Raw genomic sequence first — 16,454 nt, 5'->3', positions numbered from 1 at the left:
TTTTTGAGGAGGCAAGATGCAGGTACTGGACAAGACGCAGGTGGAGGCCATCTCTCAGGCGCTAGGCGAACCCGCCTGGCTCTTGGAGAGGCGGCTAAAGGCCCTCGAGGCCTTCGCCCACCTCCCCTACCCCAACAAGAAGGACGAGAACTGGCGCTACACCGACCTTTCCGAGGCCCCCTTGGAGCAGGAAGTGGAGGCGCCCAAGGGCCAAACGCTTTCCCGGGATGCGCTTCCTGAGCTGGTGAAGCGCCGCTTGGAGAAGACGGACGTCTCCGGCTTTTTGGTCTTCGTGGGGCCCGACCTGGTCTACGCCGAGGTGCCCGAGGAGCTAAAGGCCAAGGGGCTCGTCTTCACCTCCTTGGCCGAGGCCCTGAAGACCCACCCCGCCAAAGTGGAGGGCGCCCTCTTCCAAGGGGTCTACACCGAGGACAAGTTCGCCGCCCAAAACAGCGCCTTCTTCACCCACGGGGCCTTCCTCTACGTGCCGGCAGGCCTCGAGGTGGAAAAGCCCTTGGGGGTCTTCAAGGTGCTCTTGGAAGGGGGCAAGGCCTCCGCCGGGCGGAGCCTCCTCGTCCTGGAGGACAACGCCAAGGCCGCCTACATTGAGGAGTACCTCTCCCCCGACCTCCCCGCCACCCTGCACCTTTCCGCCACGGAGATGGTCCTCCGCCCCGGGGCCCGGCTCCGCCACGCCCACATCCAGACCTTCGGGGAAGGCCTCTGGCACTTCCACCGCCAGCGGGCCCTCCTGGAGCGGGATGCCGGGCTTAACGACCTGGTGGTGAACCTGGGGGGCGCTTACGCCCGGAGCGAGGTGGCTTCCGAACTCCTAGGCCCCGGCGCCGAAAGCGAGATGCTCGGCCTCTACTTCGGCCACGGGCGGCAGCACTTTGACCACTACACCCTGCAGCACCACGTGGAGCACCACACCCGAAGCGACCTCCTCTACAAGGGGGCGGTGAAGGACGAGGCCCGGGCGGTCTTCTCCGGCCTCATCAAGCTAGAACGGGGGGCGCAGAAGACGGACGCCTACCAGGCCAACCGCAACCTCATCCTTTCCCCCACGGCCCGGGTGGACTCCATTCCCCAGCTGGAAATCGGGGCCAACGACGTGCGGTGCACCCACGGGAGCACCACCGCCCCCGTGGACGAGATGCAGCTTTTCTACCTCCAGTCCCGGGGCCTGCCCCGCACCCTGGCCCAGGAGCTTTTGGTGAAGGCCCACCTGGCGGACGTCCTCACCCGCATCCCCTTGAAGGCCCTTCGGGCCCACCTCGAGGCGGTGATTGAGGAGAAGGTAAGGCTCTAAAAGCCCCTTCGGGCCGGGCACCCTTGGTGCCCGGCCTTCCCTTATCCTTAAGGCTATGTGGACGCCCGTGGCTAAACTAGGTGAGTTTCAAAACGGACGCCTGGTCCTTCGGCGCCCTGAGCACAAAAAGCCCATTCTCCTCCTCTACACCGGGGAAGAGGTCTTCGCCCTGGAGGACGTCTGCACCCACGACGACGGCCCCCTGCACGAGGGGGAGGTGGAGGAGGGGGCCATCGTCTGCCCCCGGCACGGGGCCCGCTTTGACCTGAGGACAGGCCGGCAGACCCTCCCCGCCCCAAAGCCCATCAAGGTCTTCCCCGCCCGCATTGAGGGGGATACCGTCTTCCTAGACCTTTAGGCCCCAAGGGGACGTCCGTCCTTGACGAAAGAGGGACGGGCGGATTAGGGTAGAAATACCCACCCCACCTGGGGTGGGGGGAGGTAGAGGATGCTGAAGCTCAAGGTGGAAGGCATGAGCTGCAACCACTGCGTGATGGCCGTCAAGAAAGCCCTCTTAAAGGTGCCGGGCGTGGAGAGGGCCGAGGTATCCCTGGAAAAGGGCGAGGCCTGGGTAGAAGGGAAGGCGGAGGTGGAGGCCCTCATCCGGGCGGTGGAGGAGGAGGGCTACAAGGCCTCCCCCCTGGCGTAGCCGTGAAAGGCCACCTCCACCTGGACCCCAGGGTGCGGGAAGAGGCCAAAAAGCGCCTCCTCTCCGCCAAGGGCCACCTCGAGGGCATCCTCCGCATGCTGGAAGACCCCCATGTCTACTGCGTGGACGTCCTGAAGCAACTCAAGGCGGTGGAGGGGGCCTTGGACCGGGTAGGGGAGATGGTCCTAAGAGCCCACCTCCGGGACCACGTGGCCACGGCCCACGAGCGGGGGGATGTGGAGGAAATCGTGGAAGAACTCATGGAGGCCCTAAAATACCGCTAAACCCTAAAGGAGGTTTGCCTATGCGGTTTTACCCACTGCTTCTAACCCTAATCCTGGGCCTGGGCCTGGCCCAACACGCCCACACAAGCCCCCAGGCATCGCCGGAAAGGAGTTTCCTTTCCGCCATGATCGCCCACCACGAGGGGGCCTTGGAGATGGCCCGTTACGCCCTAGAAAGGGGCAAGGACCCAGCGGTAAAGGCCTGGGCCCAGGCCATCCTGAGGGACCAGGCCCAGGAGATCACCCAGATGCGCACCTGGCTGGTGAGCCTGGGCGGCTTGGACCCGGAGGCCCACGGGGCCATGCAAAAGGAGATGGCCGCCATGCTGGCCCAACTGAAGGCGGCCCCGGACCCCGACCGGGCCTTCGTGGAGCTCATGCTCCTCCACCACAAGGGGGCGGTGGAGATGGCCCTCGAGGCCCTCACCACGGCCAAGGACCGCCGCGTGCTGGACCTGGCCCGGGACATCATCCTGGCCCAAGCCCAGGAGATGCACGCCTTTAGGCTATGGCTCTTGAAGTAAAGGTAGGCGTCAAGGGAATGACCTGCGCCGCCTGTGTGGCCCGGGTGGAGCGGGCCTTAAAGCGGGCGGAAGGCGTGGTGGAGGCCCGGGTCAACCTCACCACCGAGGAGGCCTTCCTGCGCCTCCAGGAAGGGGTGGACCTCAAAGAGGTGCTCAAACGGGTGGAGGAAGCGGGCTACGAACCGGTGGTGGCCCGCGCCGAGATACCCGTGAAGGGGATGACCTGCGCCGCCTGTGTGGCCCGGGTGGAGCGGGCCATAGGGAAGCTTCCCGGAATCCTTTCGGTAAGCGTTAACCTGGCCACGGAAAAGGCCTTCGTGGAATATCTTCCGGATACGGTGAGCCTTTCCCGCATCCGCCAGGCCATCCGCGAGGCGGGGTACGAGCCCTTGGCGGTGGAGGAGGAGAGGAAGGAAGAGGGCGCCACCTACCGCAAAGACCTCCTCCTTGCCCTGCCCTTCGCCCTCCTCACCCTCCTCCTGGCCATGGGCCCCATGCTCCTCCCCCTCCCCCACCTCCCTCCCCTCCTCCAGGCCCTTACCGCCCTTCCCGTGCTCTACGCTGGAAGGCGCTTCTTCCGCCAAGCCCTCGCCGAGGTCCGCCACCGGGCCCTGGGCATGAGCGCCCTGGTGGCCTTGGGCGCAGGGAGCGCCTACCTCTACTCCTTTTTGGTCCTCCTCTTCCCCGGGCTTTTCCCGGAGGAGGCCCGCCACCTCTACTTTGAGGCGGGGGCGGTGATCCTGGCCCTGATCCTTTTGGGCAAACACCTGGAGGAGGGGGCCAAGGGGAAGGCTTCGGAGGCCATAAGGCGGCTCCTCGCCCTAAGGCCCAAGACCGCCCGGGTCCTCCAGGAGGGGGAGGAGAAGGAAATCCCCGCCGAGGCCCTCATCCCCGGGGACCTGGTGCGGGTTCTGCCTGGGGAGCGCATCCCGGCGGACGGGGTGGTGGTGGAGGGCAAGAGCCACGTGGACGAGTCCATGCTCACCGGGGAGCCCATCCCTAGGGCCAAGGGGCCGGGGGACGAGGTGGTGGGGGGCACCGTGAACGGGGAAGGCCTTCTCCTGGTACGGGTCACCCGGGTAGGGGAGGCCACGCTCCTCGCCCAGATGGCCCGCATGGTGGAGGAGGCCCAGGCCCACAAGCCCAAGGTGCAGGAGGTGGCGGACCGCATCGCCGCCGTCTTCGTGCCCGCGGTCCTGGGGGTAGCCCTTCTTACCTTCCTCCTTTGGCTCGCCTCCGGTTCCCTCTCCCACGCCTTCGTGGCCACCTTGTCCGTCCTCCTCATCGCCTGCCCCTGCGCCATGGGCCTCGCCACCCCGGCGGCCATCGCCGTGGCCACGGGGCGGGCGGCGCAACTGGGCATCCTCTTCCGCAAGGGGACAGCCCTCGAGGCCCTGGCCCGGGCGGACACCCTCCTCCTGGACAAGACGGGTACCCTCACCCTGGGCCGCCCCACCCTCACGGAGGTCCGGCCCTTCGGCCTCTCCCCCGAGGAGGCCCTCCGCCTGGCCGCCGCCTTGGAAAGGGGGAGCGAGCACCCCATCGCCAAGGCGGTGCTGGAGGCGGCCAAGGGGCTTGCCCTGCCGGAGGCCGAGGCGGTGCGGGCCCTCCCGGGGGAAGGGGTGGAGGGGGTGGTGGAGGGAAGGCGGCTTTTCTTGGGCGGCCCCGCCCTCCTCGCCCGCCTGGGGGTGACGCTTCCCCAAGAGGCCCTGGGCCTTGCGGAAGGGGGCTATACCCCCCTTTACCTCACGGACGGAAAGACCTGCCTCGCCGCCTTCGCCGTCTTTGACCCGCCCAGGCCCGAGGCCAAACAGGCGGTGGCCGCCCTCAAGGGCTTAGGGCTTCGGGTGATCCTCCTCACCGGGGACCACGAGGCCCCCGCCCGGAGGGTGGCCGAGGCCTTGGGGATAGAGGAGGTTCTCGCCGGGGTGCGGCCCGAAGGAAAGGTGGAGGCGGTGAGGCGCCACCAGGCGGAGGGGCGGCGGGTGGTCCTCGTGGGGGACGGCATCAACGACGCCGCCGCCTTGGCCCAGGCGGACGTGGGCATCGCCATGGGCACGGGGACGGACATCGCCCTCGAGGCCGGGGACGTGGTCCTCCTCAAGCCCGACCTCCTCCTGGTGGCGGGAGCCATCCTGCTTGCCCGGAAGGCCTTGCGCATCATCTACCTCAACTTCTTTTGGGCCTACGCCTACAACGTCCTCTTAATCCCCGTGGCGGCGGGCGCCCTTTACCCCTTCCTGGGCCTTCTCCTCAACCCCATGCTGGCGGCCGGGGCCATGAGCCTCTCCAGCCTCTTCGTCCTCACCAACTCCCTGCGGCTTAGGGGCTTCCGCCCCCCAGCCTTTACCGCAACTTAACCGGCTAGGGCTAGCGTGATAAGGGGAGGTGATGCGTATGTGGTGGTGCGGCCACGGCTGGTATCTAGGTTGGTGGGGTCCGGTGCTCAGCCTGCTCTGGTTTGCGCTCTTGGGCCTTTTCGTCTACTGGCTGGTCCGGACCCTTGCCCCGGAAAGGCGGGACCGGGCCCTGGAGGCGCTAAGGGAGCGCTACGCCCGGGGGGAGATTGACAAGGAAACCTTTGAGCGCATGAAGCGCGACCTGGCATGAAGGTACTCCTGGTGGACGACGACCCGGCCCTCCTGGAGGTCCTCGGGGCCTACCTGCGGGAGGCCGGGTTTGACGTCCTCTTGGCCGAGGATGGGGAAAAGGCTTTGGCGCTCTACCCCATGGCGGACCTGGTCATCCTGGACCTCATGCTCCCCCGCCTCCACGGCTTCCAGGTGGCGGAGATTCTCCGCCGGGAAAGGCCCGATCTGCCCCTCCTCATGCTCACCGCCCGGGGTGAGGAGGAGGACAAGGTCCGAGGCCTGGAACTGGGGGCGGACGATTACGTGGTGAAGCCCTTTAGCCCCAAGGAGGTGGTGGCCCGGGTCAAGGCGCTGCTCCGCCGGGTGGGGCTTAAAGAAGAGCTTCGCTATGGTCCCCTCCTCCTCCTTCCCAAGGCCCGCCAAGCCTATTTGGATGGCAAACCCCTGGCCCTTTCCCGGTTAGAATTTGACCTCCTCCTTACCCTGGCCCAGCATCCGGGGATGGTCTTTAGCCGCGAGCGCCTCCTGGAAAAGGTCTGGGGGCCCAGCTTCCCTGGGGTGGACCGGGTGGTGGACGTCCATGTGGCCGCCCTGCGCAAGAAGCTAGGGGACGACCCCGACCATCCCCGCTTTATTGAAACCGTTCGGGGCGTGGGGTACCGCTTCCGGGAGGATGCCGGGGATGCGCCTTTTCCTTAAGCTTTTCCTAAGCCACCTTCTGGTGGCCCTTCTCGCCCTCCTTCTCCTCTTCGGCCTCACCGAAGCCCTTGCCCCCCACTTCTACCGGGGGCATGTGGAGCGCATGTACCATGCCCTGGCCATGATGGGGGGAAGCATGATGGGGGAGGTCCTTCGCCGCGACCTGGAGGAGGGCTTGCGCACCACCCTCACCGCCGCCTTGCTGGCCTCCCTCCCCTTGGCCGTCTTGGGGGCCGCCCTCACCGCTTCCTTCGCCAGCCTCCGCTTCTCCCGCACCGCCCGCCTCCTGGCGGAGGGAAGCCGGCGCATGGCCCAAGGGGAGTACGGCGTCCGCCTCCCCCTTTTAGAGCAGGACGAGCTCGGCGAGTTGGCCCTCCACTTCAACCGCCTGGCCGAGGCCCTGGAAAAGGTGGAGAAGACCCGGGTGGAACTTATCAGCACCGTGGCCCACGAACTCCGCACCCCCCTTTCCGCCCTTCAGGCCTACGCCGAGGCCCTGGCCGACGGGGTGATGCGCCCGGAAAAGGCCGCCGAGGGTATCGGCCGCGAGGTGAGGGCCATGGCCCGCCTGGTCCAGGACCTGGCCTGGGTCTCCCAGGTGGAGGCGAGGGCGGTGCCCATCTACCCCAAGCCCCTCTCCCCCGAGGCCTTGCTGCGGGAAGCGGCGGAACGCTTTTACCCTGCTTTCCAGGCCAAGGGCGTGGCCCTCCGGATCCTGTCCGCCGAAGCCCTCCCCCAGGTCTGGGCGGACCCCGAGCGGGTCCTTCAAGTGCTCGCTAACCTTCTCTCCAACGCCCTGCGCCACACCCCCGAAGGGGGAGAAGTGCGGTTAGGGGCGGAGATGGGGGAGCGGGTAGTGGTTTTTAGCGTGGAGGACACCGGACCCGGTATCCCCCAAGAACACCTCCCCCGCATCTTTGAGCGCTTCTATCGCATAGACTCCTCGCGTAGCCGTCGGGATGGGGGCACAGGGGTGGGGCTCACCATCGCCAAGGGGCTGGTGGAGGCCATGGGCGGGCGGATCTGGGCCGAAAGCCAGCCGGGCCGTGGGAGCGTCTTCCGCTTTACCCTTCCCCTTTACACGGGCTTAACCGAAGGCCGCTAGCCTGAAAGCCATGAGAAAGACCCTGGTCTTCCTCTTGGTAGCGACGGCCCTAGGTGTAGCCCAAACCCCCTCCCCGGAAGCCCTTAAGGGCGTAGACCCCACGGAGGCGCTCCGCCTGGCCAAACGTTGGCGGGAGGAGGGGCAGCGGGTGGTGAGCTACGTGACCCCCGAGGCTTTCGTCTTTGAGTTTCCCGATGGCCGGAAGGCCCAAGTAGCCTTGGGGGACCGTTTCCTCCTGGCGGTAGCCCCCTACCTCTACCGCACCCACCCCTGTCAGGTCCACTACTTTTCCAGCTGCACGGGTGAACTCCAAGAACAGGCCTTCACGGTGCGGGTGCTGGAAGGAGGCAAGGAGGTGCTCAAGGCGGAGGTGCGCACGGGCAGGGATGGGTTCTTTGAGCTCTGGCTCCCCCGGAACCGCCGCTATACCCTCGAGGTCCGCCAGGGCAACCTGGTGGCCACCCTTCCCATCGCCACCTTCCGGGATAGCCCCACCTGCCTAACCGCCGCGCGCCTCCAGGCACCCTAATCCCGGTCTGGCCCATAAAGGGGGAAGCCTTTCTTCCCCCTTTCTTTGTTGGCCAAGGCTTTACACCCCCTTTACACCCCCCGGCTAAGGTAGAGCTGGAGGTAGCGGATGGGCAGCATGGGTTGGGGCATGGGCTTCGGCGGGGTTTTCTTCCTGGCGTTCATGGTTCTCTTCTACGTGCTCCTGGAAGCGGCCAAGTCCAAGGAGGAGCCCAAAGGCGAGGCCATGGAAGCCCTCAGGCTTCGCTGCGCCAAAGGAGAACTGGACGAAAAGGCCTTTAAGGAGCTACTTGAGGCGCTAAAAGGAGGTAGGGCATGAAGCGGAATAGCATGGTCCTAGGTCTGGTGGCCCTGGGGCTTTTGGGGCTTGCCCTCACCCAGGGGATGATGGGCGGCTTCGGTTACGCTCCCCGGACGATGGGCCCCGGGATGGGGATGATGGGGGGTATGGGGATGATGGCCCTGTACCCCCCGGAGGCAAGGCCCATCCCCCAAGAAATCGCCCGGGCGCGGATGGAAGCCTACGCCCGCCGGCTTTACCCGGGGGCGCGCCTTAAGGATTTCATGGCCTTCAGCCAGAACTACTATGCCCAAGTGGTGGACGAAAGGGGCCAGGGCCTATGGGAACTCATCGCTGACCGCTACACCGGGGTAGTTTCCCCGGAGCCAGGACCCAACATGATGTGGAACACCCGCTACGGGATGATGGGCTTCCCGGGCCAGGCCCCGGTGCGCTACGACCTGGAGGCGGCGAAAGCCCTCGCCGAAACCTTCTTAAAGGGCTACCTCCCAGGAGCCCAGGTAATGGAAGAGGAGGTCTTCCCCGGGTACTACACCTTTGACTTCGGCCGCAAAACCGTGGAGGGGATGCTCTCCGTAAACGCCTACACCGGCGAGATCTGGATCCACACCTGGCACGGCTTTTTCCTGGGGGAGTGAGGTAAACTACGGGGGGAGGGTATATGGAAGGCTTGGCCCTGCGCAAGACCCTACCGGGTAGCCTCTCTGAGGTGCGCCCCCGCCTAGAGGCCGCCCTCAAGGAGGAAGGCTTCGGCATCCTCACGGAGATAGACGTGGCCGCCACGCTCAAGGCCCGCCTGGGCCTGGAAAGGCCCCCCTACCTCATCCTGGGGGCCTGCAACCCTAACCTCGCCGCCCGGGCCCTCGAGGCAGAGGAGGGCATCGGCCTCCTCCTCCCCTGCAACGTGGTCCTGCGGCAGGAAGGGGGGAACGTGGAGGTCCTGGTGCAAGACCCCGAGGGCATGTTCCGCCTCCTTCCCCCCAAGACCCAGGAGGCCCTAAAGCCCGTGGCCCAGGAGGCCAAGGCCCGCCTGGAAAGGGCCCTTGCCCGGCTCTAACCCGAAGGTCCATGCCCTGGGGCTAGACTTAGGGCATGGACCTTAGCCATCTGCGCCAGGACTTTCCCCTCATCGTGGGGAAGCCGGACCTGGTCTACCTGGACTCCGCCGCTACCAGCCAGAAGCCCAGGCGGGTCATAGAGGCCCTAAGGCACTACTACGAGACGCTCAACGCCAACGTCCACCGGGGAGCCTACCGGCTTTCCGTGGAGGCCACGGAGGCTTACGAGGAGGCCCGGCGCCGCCTGGCCCGCTTTCTGAACGCCGAGCCCCAGGAAATCGTCTTCGTGCGCAACACCACGGAGGCCATGAACCTGGTGGCCTACGCCTGGGGCCTGAGGAACCTGAGGGTCGGGGACGAGATCCTGGTCACGGAGATGGAGCACCATGCGGGCCTCGTGCCCTGGCACCTGGTGGCGGGCCTCACCGGGGCCCGGGTGAAGGCCATCCCCATCACGGAGGAGGGGCGGCTGGACCTCTCCGCCCTGGACGGGCTCCTCACGGAGAGGGTCAAGGTGGTCTCCCTGGTGCACATGTCTAACGTCCTCGGCACCATCAACCCCGTGGCGGAGATCGCCAAGAGGGCCAAGGCGGTGGGGGCCCTGGTGGTGGTGGACGGGGCCCAGTCCGCCCCCCACCTCCCCGTGGACGTGAAGGCCCTGGGGGCGGACTTCTTCGCCCTTTCCGGCCACAAGATGCTGGGCCCCACCGGGGCGGGGGTGCTTTGGGGAAGGTACGAGGTCCTGGAAGGGATGATGCCCTTCCTGGGCGGGGGGGAGATGATCCGGGAAGTCCACGTGGACCGCTCCACCTACGCCCCGCCTCCCCAGCGCTTTGAGGCGGGCACCCCGCCCATCGCCGAGGCCATCGCCCTGGGGGAGGCGGCGAGCTACCTCATGGAGGTGGGCATGGAGAGGGTCTTCGCCCACGACCGGGCCCTTCTGGAATACGCCTTGGGGCGCCTCGAGGAGGTGCCGGACCTCAAGGTCTACGGGCCCAAGGGCGCGGACCGGGGCGGGGTCATCCCCTTCACCCTGGGGCGGCTCCACGCCCACGACCTCGCCACCTTCCTGGACCAAGAGGGCGTCGCCGTGCGGGCCGGGCACCACTGCGCCCAGCCCCTCCACCGCAAGCTGGGCGTGCCGGCCACCGCCCGGGCAAGCTTCTACCTCTACAACACCAAGGAGGACGTGGACCGCTTCGTGGAAGCGCTCCTTAGAATCCGCCAGAAGATGGCCGCCTGGGTCTAGGTATACTGGGCGCAAATGCGGGTAGCCCTTTTCATCACCTGCCTGGCGGACCAGTTCTTCGCCGAGGCCGGGGTGGCGGCGGTGCGGCTTCTCAGGGCCCTCGGGGTGGAGGTGGACTTCCCCGAGGGCCAGACCTGCTGCGGCCAGCCCGCCTTCAACGCCGGCCACTGGGAGGAGGCGAGGCCCTTGGCCCTGCGGACCCTAAAGGTCTTCCAGGAGGCGGAGTACGTGGTCCTACCCTCGGGAAGCTGCGCCAGCATGGTGAAAAACCACTACCCCGAGCTCCTTCCCGGGAACAAAGAGGCCCTGGACCTGGCCGAGCGGACCTACGAGCTCTCCGCCTTCCTGGTCCACGTCCTGGGGGTGGAGCGGCTAGGGGAGGGGCTAAGGGGGCGGAAGGTGGCCTACCACCATGGCTGCCACGCCCTGAGGGAGCTTGGGGTACGGGAAGAGCCCCTTCTCCTCCTGCGCAACGCCGGGGCGGAACTCCTCCCCTGGGAGGCGGCGGAGGAGTGCTGCGGCTTCGGAGGGCTTTTTTCCGTGAAGCTCCCCGAGGTCTCCCTGGCCATGGCGGACCGGAAAGCCGCCACCCTGCCCCAGGCGGAGGTCCTCACCTCCACGGACGCCGGTTGCCTCCTCCACCTGGCCGGGCGGCTTCAGAAGAAGGGGATAAACCTCCGGGTGGCCCCCCTGGCCACCCTGCTTTGGGAGGCCTATGCGGGCTAAGGCCAGGCTCTACCCCCAGGAGGCGGCCCGGCTCCTCCGGGAAAAGCCCGGGGTGCGCCAGGCGGTCACCGGGGCCACCCTGCACTTTGACCGGAACCGCCTCAAGGCCTACGCCGAGGTGCCCATAGAGGAGTGGCGCAACCGCGCCAAGGCGGTGAAAGAGCACGTCCTAAGCCACCTGGACCAGTACCTGGAGCTGGCGGAAAAGCGCCTAAGGGAAAACGGGGTCCAGGTCCACTACGCCGAGGAACCGGAGGACGCCCACCGCCTCCTCCGGGAAATCGTCCGGCGGCACGGGGTCAAGCGGGCGGTGAAGGCCAAGAGCATGCTCACCGAGGAGCTCGGGGTCAACCCCCTCCTGGCCTCCTTGGGGGTGGAGGTCTACGAAACGGACCTGGGGGAGTACCTGATCCAGCTCCTGGGGGAGCCCCCAAGCCACATCGTGGGCCCCGCCATCCACCTCTCCCTGGAAGGAATCCAGAAGCTTTTCCACGAGCGCTTCGGCACCCCCTTAGACGCCGCGCCCGAGGCCCTGGCCCAGGTGGCCCGCAAGGTCCTGCGGGAGGCCTTCCTCACCGCCGAGCTTGGGATCAGCGGGGCCAACTTCCTGGTGGCGGAAACGGGCACCCTGGCCCTCATGGAGAACGAGGGGAATATCCGCCTCTCCACCTCCCTCCCCAAGGTCCACGTGGCCTTCGTGGGGATAGAGAAGCTCCTCCCCCGCTTCCAGGACCTCGCCCTCTTCCTCCCCCTCACCGCCCGGGCGGCCACGGGGCAGCGCCTTTCCACCTTCGTTTCCCTCATCCAAGGCCCCGCCCAGGCAGGGGAGGAGGGCCCCAAGGAGGTGCACGTGGTCTTCGTGGACCACGGCCGCACCGCCCTCCTCGCCGACCCCGAGGCCTGGGAAACCCTCCGGTGCCTGCGGTGCGGGGCCTGCCTGAACGCCTGCCCCGTGTACCGGCAAACCGGGGGGCACCCCTACGGCTACGTCTACTCCGGGCCCATCGGGGCGGTGTTGGACCCCGGGCTCCTCTCCCTGGAGGAGGCCTATCCCCTTCCCTATGCCTCCACCCTCTGCGGGGCCTGCCTCGAGGCCTGCCCCGTCAAAATCCCCATCCCCAAGCTCCTCCTCACCTGGCGGCACCGGGCGGTGGCGGAGGGCCTAAGCCCCGCCTGGGAAAAGGCCGCCCTCGCCGCCTTCCGCAAGGTCATGGAAAGCCCCGCCCTCTACCGCCTCTTCTCCAAGGCCCTAAGGGGCCTACCTCCCCCCCAGGACCTCCTCCCCCTCCTCCGGGCCTGGACGGAGGGCAGGGGCCCCCTCAAGCCCAGCCCCAAACCCTTCCACGCGCTCTGGAAGGAACTTAAGGAGGAAGATGGACGCTAGGACCCGCATCCTAAACCGGGTGCATAGGGCCCTGGAGAGCCGCCCCAAGGCCCTCCTCCCCGAGCACCCCCACCTGCCCTTCCCCGAGGACCCCATCCCCCTCTTCCTAAGGCGCCTCGCCGAGAACGGGGCCGAGGGCCACCTCCTCTCCCCCAAGGAGGCCAAGGCCCTCTTGGACGAGCTCGCCCAGGGGCTTCCCGGGGTGGCCTTTGGCCGGGGGGTGCCGCCCTCCTTCCGGGAAGGCCTTTCCGAACTCCCCCCGGAGGAGGCCCCCCTAGGGGTTTCCCAGGCCCTCTTCGCCGTGGCGGAGACGGGCACCGTGGCCCTCACCAGCGCCGACGGCCGGAAGGCCCAGCTCCTTCCCCCCACCCACCTGGTCCTGGTGGAAGCGGAAAAGGTCTACCCCACCCTCCTCGCCGCCTTCCAGGAACTCAAAGCCCTTCCCCCCGCCCTCGGCCTCCACTCGGGCCCCTCCAAGAGTGCGGACATCGGCCAGGTGATGGTGAAGGGGGTCCACGGGCCCGGGAGGCTTATCGTGGCCGTCCTCACCTAAGCCCGTAGGCCGCCGGAGGGGAAAGGGGCCTGAGGTTCAGGCGTAAACCCCCTTCGTCCCGGACGAAGAGGGGCCACCACACGAAGCTCGCCCGCCCGGCGATGGCCTCCACGGGCACGGGGCCAAAGGTGCGGGAGTCCTCGCTTCCCCCTAAGGTGCGGTTATCCCCCATGACGAAGTAGTACCCCTTCTTGAGCTTGATCCGGCCCACCTCGCAGGCCTCGGCGAGGCGGCTACGGGCCAGGACTTCCTCGGAAGGGGGAAGGAGCATCTCCTTCAGGGGCCTCAGGTAGGCGGGGAGGAGGTCCACGGAAAAGTCCCCCTGCTGCGTGATGATCCGGGTCATGCGCCCGTCCTTGTAGCAGACCCCGGGGAAGGAGTCGGGCCAGGGGGAGAGGTGGTCCGTGATGTGGCGCTCGTCCAGGGGGGTGCCGTTCACGTAGACCACGCCCCGCTCCACGTAGACCTCGTCCCCCGGCACGGCCACGATGCGCTTGATGAAGAAGGCCCGGAAGGAAAAGCCCAGCACGGGGAAGCGGGCGGTGGCGTAGGGGGTGCCCTCCGGGGGCTTGAGGATGGCGATCTCCCCCCGGCGCCACTCCCTCAGGCCGAAGCGCACCAGCCAGGTTTCCCACTTGGGCACCAGGACCCTTTCGCCGTTTTTCAAGGTGGGGAACATGCTCTGGCCCACCACCCCCACGGTGGTGAAGACGAAGGTGGTGACCAGGAAGGCCACCAGAAGGGCCTCCCCCACCTGGCGGAACCACTCCTTGAAAAGGTATTCCCAGAAGGCCTTCATACCCCTCCTACTCTACCCGCAAGGGCGCGCCTTGCCGCCTCGCGCCCCGCCTTTACGATCTCCTCGAGGCGGCGGAAGTCCTCTATACCCACCCCGGGAAGGGCGGGCCGCACGTAGACCTCGGGGGCGTAAAGGCTAAGGCGCACGGAGGTGAGGTGGAGCTGCATCAGGTCCACCGCCCGCCGGGCCAGGGCCAAAAGCCCCCTGGGGCTTTCCTCTAGGGAGCGCTCCGGGGTCACGTCCACGGCGTACACCTCCGTGGCCCCCAGGAGGCGGGCGGCGTCCACGGGCAGGTTGTCCAAGACTCCCCCGTCAAAGAGGAGCCGCCCTTCCCGCTCCACCGGGGCGAGAAGCCCCGGGTAGGCAGCAGAGGCCAGGACGGCGCTCGGCAGGTCCCCTTGGGTGAGGAATAAAAGCCTCCCCGAGCGCACGTCCACCGCCGTCACCGCCAAGGGGCGCTTCAGCTCGGCGAAGGTGGGGGGAAGGTGCTCCGCCAAGAAGTCCTTGAGCTTCTTCCGGGAGAAGATCCCTTCCCTGGGGGAAAGGCCCAGGAGACCAAGCCAAGGGGTTTTTTGGGCAATGGCCAGGATCTCCCCCGGGGAAAGCCCCGCAGCGAACAAGGCCCCCACGATGGCCCCCATGCTGGTCCCCGCCACCACCTGGAAGTCTAGCCCCGCCTCCAAAAAGACCTCCAAGGCCCCGATATGGGCGAGGCCCCTGGCCCCGCCGCCCGAAAGGGCAAGCCCGCGCACGGGAAAATCCTACCGGCTCCCAGGTGAAAGGGGTGAGGGGCAGGTATAGTGAGGGGGGTGAGCCTTACCGGGAAGGTGCTCCTGGAAAAGTACCGGGTTATACGGCTCCTGGGCCAGGGAGCCTTGGCAAGCGTTTTCCTGGCCTTTGACCGCTTCGGCACCCCCTACGCCCTCAAGGTCTTTCCCAAGGGGGCAGAGGCCCGCAGGGACCGGGAGCTATGGGTGGGGCAGAGGCTTTCCCATCCCAACATCAACCCGGTCCTCGAGGCCCTGGACCTGGAGGAGGGCCCCGCCCTCCTCCTGGCCTACGCCCCCGGGGAGGAAATGGGCCGCTGGATGCTCCGACGCCCCGAACGCAAGAGGGCCCTCTTGGTCTTCCGCCAGCTCCTTTCCGCCCTCGCCCATATGCACGAAAGAGGCCTGGTCCACCGGGACGTAAAGCCGGAAAACATCATCGTGGCGGGCACGGACGAGGCCAGGCTGGTGGACTTTGACCTCTCGGGGCCCGCCCTGGAGGCCTTCAAAAAGCCCTTGCGGGTGGGCACCCTTCCCTACCTGGCCCCCGAGCAGGTCCTGGGGCAAAGCCCTGGCCCCGAGGCGGACGTCTACGCTGCCGGGGTCATCCTGTACTGGATTTTGGCCGGGGAACACCCCTTCGTGGGGGCCCCGGAGGAGGTGCTCTGGGGACACCTAAAGGGGGCGATCCCCCCCATCCCCGGCCTGGAACCCGAGCAGGAGGCGTTCTTAGGGCGCCTCCTGGCCAAGCAGCCCGCCAAGCGCTTCCCCACAGCCAAAGAAGCCCTAGAGGTCTTCCCCTTCTAGCGGGCAAAGGCCCCGTTGGCCAAAAAGGTGAGGATGCCTGTCAAAAGCCCCTGGGCCACCTTGTCCCGGTACGCGGGGTCGGCAAGCCTCCGCCCCTCCACCGGATGGTCGCCGAAACCGATCTCCACCAAGACCGCCGGCACCTTGGCGTAGCGGAGGACAAAAAGGTCGCCAGGAAAACTCCCCCGGTAAGGGCTTCCCGTGGCCTGGGAAAGCTTGCGCCCCAGGGTTTCCGCCAAGCGCTGGCTGTAGCGCTGGTTAGCCTGGGCCACGATGTCCGTGAGAATCCGCTCGGCGACGCTTTGGGCCTCCCGGGTAAGCCTTTGGCCGATGTCCCCCCCGCCGTTTTCCCGGATCACCTGGCTCAAGACCCGGGGGTCCTGGGCCCGGCCGAAGTAGAAGACCTCCACCCCCTGGGCGGTGCGGGTAGGGGTGGCGTTCACGTGGATGGATATGAAGAGATTGACCTGGGAGCTATCCGCCATGGCCGCCCGCCGGGAAAGGTCCTCCCGCTTGTCCGGGGAGAGGTGCATGTCCCGGTCCCGGGTAAGGCGCACCTCTATCCCTTCCCGCTCCAAAAAGCGCTTGAGCCTGAGGGCCACGTCCAGCACCGCCTCCTTCTCCACCACGTACCCCACCATCCCCGGGTCCACCCCCCCGTGGCCAGGGTCCAGGAGGACCACGGGCCGGGGAGGCTTGGGCGCTTTGGCGGTGGGCGGGTCTGTGGGCTTAGTGGGGGGAGGAGGGGACGATTTAAGGCTCAGGTCCACCACCAGGCGCTCGGGGTCGCTGTAGCGATGGGTCGCCGCCTCCACGGGGGCCTTCAGCCGCACCAGGACCCGCACCTGCCCCTTTTCGGGGACGGTTTGCACCGAGGCCACCTCCTTGGAGTTCACCACCTGGTCCTTGGCCTCGGCGTCCACCCCCTTAAAGAGAAGGACCAAAAGGCCCCCTTCCTGGGACAGGGTATAGGCCACCTCCTTCCCCGGCAGGTCAAACACCAGCCGGGTAAAGCCCTCGTGCACCCCAATGCGGGGAAAGGCTTGGGCCAGGCTCCATACCAGGGCGAAAACCAGAAGGAGAACCCGCATTCACGCCCATTCTAGCGGCAAAGCCGA

The 16,454-nt window shown here is 67.2% G+C and carries 21 protein-coding genes; 18 read left to right on the top strand and 3 right to left on the bottom strand.

Annotated features, from left to right (window positions below; genetic code table 11):
• The first annotated feature begins 16 nt into the window (after positions 1-16).
• From sufD to A0O31_RS06100, 17 genes are all read left to right on the top strand, one after another.
• Complete coding sequence (gene sufD / locus A0O31_RS06180) at positions 17-1,312, top strand: Fe-S cluster assembly protein SufD (RefSeq protein ID WP_071677115.1); 1,296 nt, start codon at positions 17-19, stop codon at positions 1,310-1,312.
• Positions 1,313-1,367: 55 nt separating this feature from the next.
• On the top strand, positions 1,368-1,670 hold the full coding sequence (locus A0O31_RS06175) for a Rieske (2Fe-2S) protein (protein WP_071677114.1): 303 nt from the start codon (positions 1,368-1,370) through the stop codon (positions 1,668-1,670).
• A gap of 90 nt (positions 1,671-1,760) precedes the next feature.
• Complete coding sequence (locus A0O31_RS06170; protein WP_071677113.1) at positions 1,761-1,961, top strand: CopZ family metallochaperone; 201 nt, start codon at positions 1,761-1,763, stop codon at positions 1,959-1,961.
• A gap of 2 nt (positions 1,962-1,963) precedes the next feature.
• On the top strand, positions 1,964-2,245 hold the full coding sequence (locus A0O31_RS06165) for a metal-sensitive transcriptional regulator (RefSeq protein WP_071677112.1): 282 nt from the start codon (positions 1,964-1,966) through the stop codon (positions 2,243-2,245).
• A gap of 20 nt (positions 2,246-2,265) precedes the next feature.
• Positions 2,266-2,769 (top strand): DUF305 domain-containing protein, encoded by a 504-nt coding sequence (locus A0O31_RS06160; RefSeq protein ID WP_071677111.1) that lies wholly within the window; start codon positions 2,266-2,268, stop codon positions 2,767-2,769.
• A complete protein-coding gene (locus A0O31_RS06155) occupies positions 2,754-5,129 on the top strand; it encodes a heavy metal translocating P-type ATPase (protein WP_071677110.1) in 2,376 nt (791 codons plus the stop codon). Before A0O31_RS06160 ends, A0O31_RS06155 begins: the two co-directional genes overlap by 16 nt.
• A gap of 37 nt (positions 5,130-5,166) precedes the next feature.
• Complete coding sequence (locus A0O31_RS06150; protein WP_071677109.1) at positions 5,167-5,379, top strand: SHOCT domain-containing protein; 213 nt, start codon at positions 5,167-5,169, stop codon at positions 5,377-5,379.
• Positions 5,376-6,059: a response regulator transcription factor gene (locus A0O31_RS06145; RefSeq protein ID WP_071677108.1), complete on the top strand. Its 684-nt coding sequence runs from the start codon at positions 5,376-5,378 to the stop codon at positions 6,057-6,059. Before A0O31_RS06150 ends, A0O31_RS06145 begins: the two co-directional genes overlap by 4 nt.
• A complete protein-coding gene (locus tag A0O31_RS06140; protein ID WP_071677107.1) occupies positions 6,043-7,164 on the top strand; it encodes a sensor histidine kinase in 1,122 nt (373 codons plus the stop codon). Before A0O31_RS06145 ends, A0O31_RS06140 begins: the two co-directional genes overlap by 17 nt.
• A gap of 10 nt (positions 7,165-7,174) precedes the next feature.
• A complete protein-coding gene (locus A0O31_RS06135) occupies positions 7,175-7,693 on the top strand; it encodes a CueP family metal-binding protein (RefSeq protein ID WP_071677106.1) in 519 nt (172 codons plus the stop codon).
• Between the two features lie 108 nt (positions 7,694-7,801).
• Positions 7,802-8,011: an SHOCT domain-containing protein gene (locus A0O31_RS06130; RefSeq protein ID WP_071677105.1), complete on the top strand. Its 210-nt coding sequence runs from the start codon at positions 7,802-7,804 to the stop codon at positions 8,009-8,011.
• The gene (locus tag A0O31_RS06125) at positions 8,008-8,631 is read left to right on the top strand and encodes a peptidase M4 (protein ID WP_071677104.1); all 624 of its coding nucleotides are present in this window, start codon (positions 8,008-8,010) and stop codon (positions 8,629-8,631) included. Before A0O31_RS06130 ends, A0O31_RS06125 begins: the two co-directional genes overlap by 4 nt.
• Before the next feature lie 23 nt (positions 8,632-8,654).
• Complete coding sequence (locus tag A0O31_RS06120; protein WP_071677103.1) at positions 8,655-9,050, top strand: DUF302 domain-containing protein; 396 nt, start codon at positions 8,655-8,657, stop codon at positions 9,048-9,050.
• Between the two features lie 35 nt (positions 9,051-9,085).
• The gene (locus A0O31_RS06115) at positions 9,086-10,300 is read left to right on the top strand and encodes an aminotransferase class V-fold PLP-dependent enzyme (RefSeq protein WP_071677102.1); all 1,215 of its coding nucleotides are present in this window, start codon (positions 9,086-9,088) and stop codon (positions 10,298-10,300) included.
• Positions 10,301-10,315: 15 nt separating this feature from the next.
• Entirely contained in the window at positions 10,316-11,026 is a 711-nt protein-coding gene (locus A0O31_RS06110; RefSeq protein WP_071677101.1) for a (Fe-S)-binding protein, read from the top strand.
• Complete coding sequence (locus A0O31_RS06105) at positions 11,016-12,410, top strand: LutB/LldF family L-lactate oxidation iron-sulfur protein (protein ID WP_071677100.1); 1,395 nt, start codon at positions 11,016-11,018, stop codon at positions 12,408-12,410. The genes A0O31_RS06110 and A0O31_RS06105 overlap by 11 nt, the downstream gene beginning before the upstream one ends.
• On the top strand, positions 12,400-12,963 hold the full coding sequence (locus A0O31_RS06100; protein ID WP_071677099.1) for a LutC/YkgG family protein: 564 nt from the start codon (positions 12,400-12,402) through the stop codon (positions 12,961-12,963). The genes A0O31_RS06105 and A0O31_RS06100 overlap by 11 nt, the downstream gene beginning before the upstream one ends.
• On the opposite strand, the gene lepB is transcribed toward A0O31_RS06100, so the two are convergent.
• Together lepB and A0O31_RS06090 are read right to left on the bottom strand one after the other, a co-directional pair.
• Entirely contained in the window at positions 12,956-13,762 is an 807-nt protein-coding gene (lepB, locus tag A0O31_RS06095; protein WP_071677098.1) for a signal peptidase I, read from the bottom strand. The two genes, A0O31_RS06100 and lepB, sit on opposite strands and share 8 nt — an antisense overlap.
• The gene (locus tag A0O31_RS06090; RefSeq protein WP_071677097.1) at positions 13,759-14,514 is read right to left on the bottom strand and encodes a patatin-like phospholipase family protein; all 756 of its coding nucleotides are present in this window, start codon (positions 14,512-14,514) and stop codon (positions 13,759-13,761) included. Before A0O31_RS06090 ends, lepB begins: the two co-directional genes overlap by 4 nt.
• A 48-nt stretch (positions 14,515-14,562) precedes the next feature.
• On the opposite strand from A0O31_RS06090, the gene A0O31_RS06085 reads away from it, so the two are divergent.
• Positions 14,563-15,336 carry a serine/threonine-protein kinase gene (locus A0O31_RS06085; RefSeq protein ID WP_152024406.1) on the top strand — a complete coding sequence of 258 codons (774 nt, stop codon included), beginning with the start codon at positions 14,563-14,565 and terminating at the stop codon, positions 15,334-15,336.
• On the opposite strand, the gene A0O31_RS06080 is transcribed toward A0O31_RS06085, so the two are convergent.
• Positions 15,333-16,427: an N-acetylmuramoyl-L-alanine amidase gene (locus A0O31_RS06080; RefSeq protein WP_071677096.1), complete on the bottom strand. Its 1,095-nt coding sequence runs from the start codon at positions 16,425-16,427 to the stop codon at positions 15,333-15,335. The genes A0O31_RS06085 and A0O31_RS06080 overlap by 4 nt on opposite strands.
• Positions 16,428-16,454: the final 27 nt, after the last annotated feature.

This window comes from Thermus brockianus, assembly GCF_001880325.1.
In the GTDB taxonomy this organism is placed as follows: domain Bacteria; phylum Deinococcota; class Deinococci; order Deinococcales; family Thermaceae; genus Thermus; species Thermus brockianus.
The sequence above is the reverse complement of the archived record's forward strand: the minus strand, read 5'-3'. Positions and strand labels throughout refer to the sequence as shown.

Bases quoted from the DNA above. Each gene is read 5' to 3' on its own strand.
- A0O31_RS06080 (WP_071677096.1), bottom strand. From the start codon at position 16,427: ATGCGGGTTCTCCTTCTGGTTTTCGCCCTGGTATGGAGCCTGGCCCAA.
- A0O31_RS06120 (WP_071677103.1), top strand. From the start codon at position 8,655: ATGGAAGGCTTGGCCCTGCGCAAGACCCTACCGGGTAGCCTCTCTGAG.
- A0O31_RS06125 (WP_071677104.1), top strand. From the start codon at position 8,008: ATGAAGCGGAATAGCATGGTCCTAGGTCTGGTGGCCCTGGGGCTTTTG.
- A0O31_RS06100 (WP_071677099.1), top strand. From the start codon at position 12,400: ATGGACGCTAGGACCCGCATCCTAAACCGGGTGCATAGGGCCCTGGAG.
- A0O31_RS06140 (WP_071677107.1), top strand. From the start codon at position 6,043: ATGCGCCTTTTCCTTAAGCTTTTCCTAAGCCACCTTCTGGTGGCCCTT.
- A0O31_RS06160 (WP_071677111.1), top strand. From the start codon at position 2,266: ATGCGGTTTTACCCACTGCTTCTAACCCTAATCCTGGGCCTGGGCCTG.
- A0O31_RS06110 (WP_071677101.1), top strand. From the start codon at position 10,316: ATGCGGGTAGCCCTTTTCATCACCTGCCTGGCGGACCAGTTCTTCGCC.
- A0O31_RS06155 (WP_071677110.1), top strand. From the start codon at position 2,754: ATGGCTCTTGAAGTAAAGGTAGGCGTCAAGGGAATGACCTGCGCCGCC.
- A0O31_RS06175 (WP_071677114.1), top strand. From the start codon at position 1,368: ATGTGGACGCCCGTGGCTAAACTAGGTGAGTTTCAAAACGGACGCCTG.
- A0O31_RS06170 (WP_071677113.1), top strand. From the start codon at position 1,761: ATGCTGAAGCTCAAGGTGGAAGGCATGAGCTGCAACCACTGCGTGATG.
- lepB (WP_071677098.1), bottom strand. From the start codon at position 13,762: ATGAAGGCCTTCTGGGAATACCTTTTCAAGGAGTGGTTCCGCCAGGTG.
- sufD (WP_071677115.1), top strand. From the start codon at position 17: ATGCAGGTACTGGACAAGACGCAGGTGGAGGCCATCTCTCAGGCGCTA.
- A0O31_RS06145 (WP_071677108.1), top strand. From the start codon at position 5,376: ATGAAGGTACTCCTGGTGGACGACGACCCGGCCCTCCTGGAGGTCCTC.
- A0O31_RS06105 (WP_071677100.1), top strand. From the start codon at position 11,016: ATGCGGGCTAAGGCCAGGCTCTACCCCCAGGAGGCGGCCCGGCTCCTC.
- A0O31_RS06115 (WP_071677102.1), top strand. From the start codon at position 9,086: ATGGACCTTAGCCATCTGCGCCAGGACTTTCCCCTCATCGTGGGGAAG.
- A0O31_RS06150 (WP_071677109.1), top strand. From the start codon at position 5,167: ATGTGGTGGTGCGGCCACGGCTGGTATCTAGGTTGGTGGGGTCCGGTG.
- A0O31_RS06135 (WP_071677106.1), top strand. From the start codon at position 7,175: ATGAGAAAGACCCTGGTCTTCCTCTTGGTAGCGACGGCCCTAGGTGTA.
- A0O31_RS06130 (WP_071677105.1), top strand. From the start codon at position 7,802: ATGGGCAGCATGGGTTGGGGCATGGGCTTCGGCGGGGTTTTCTTCCTG.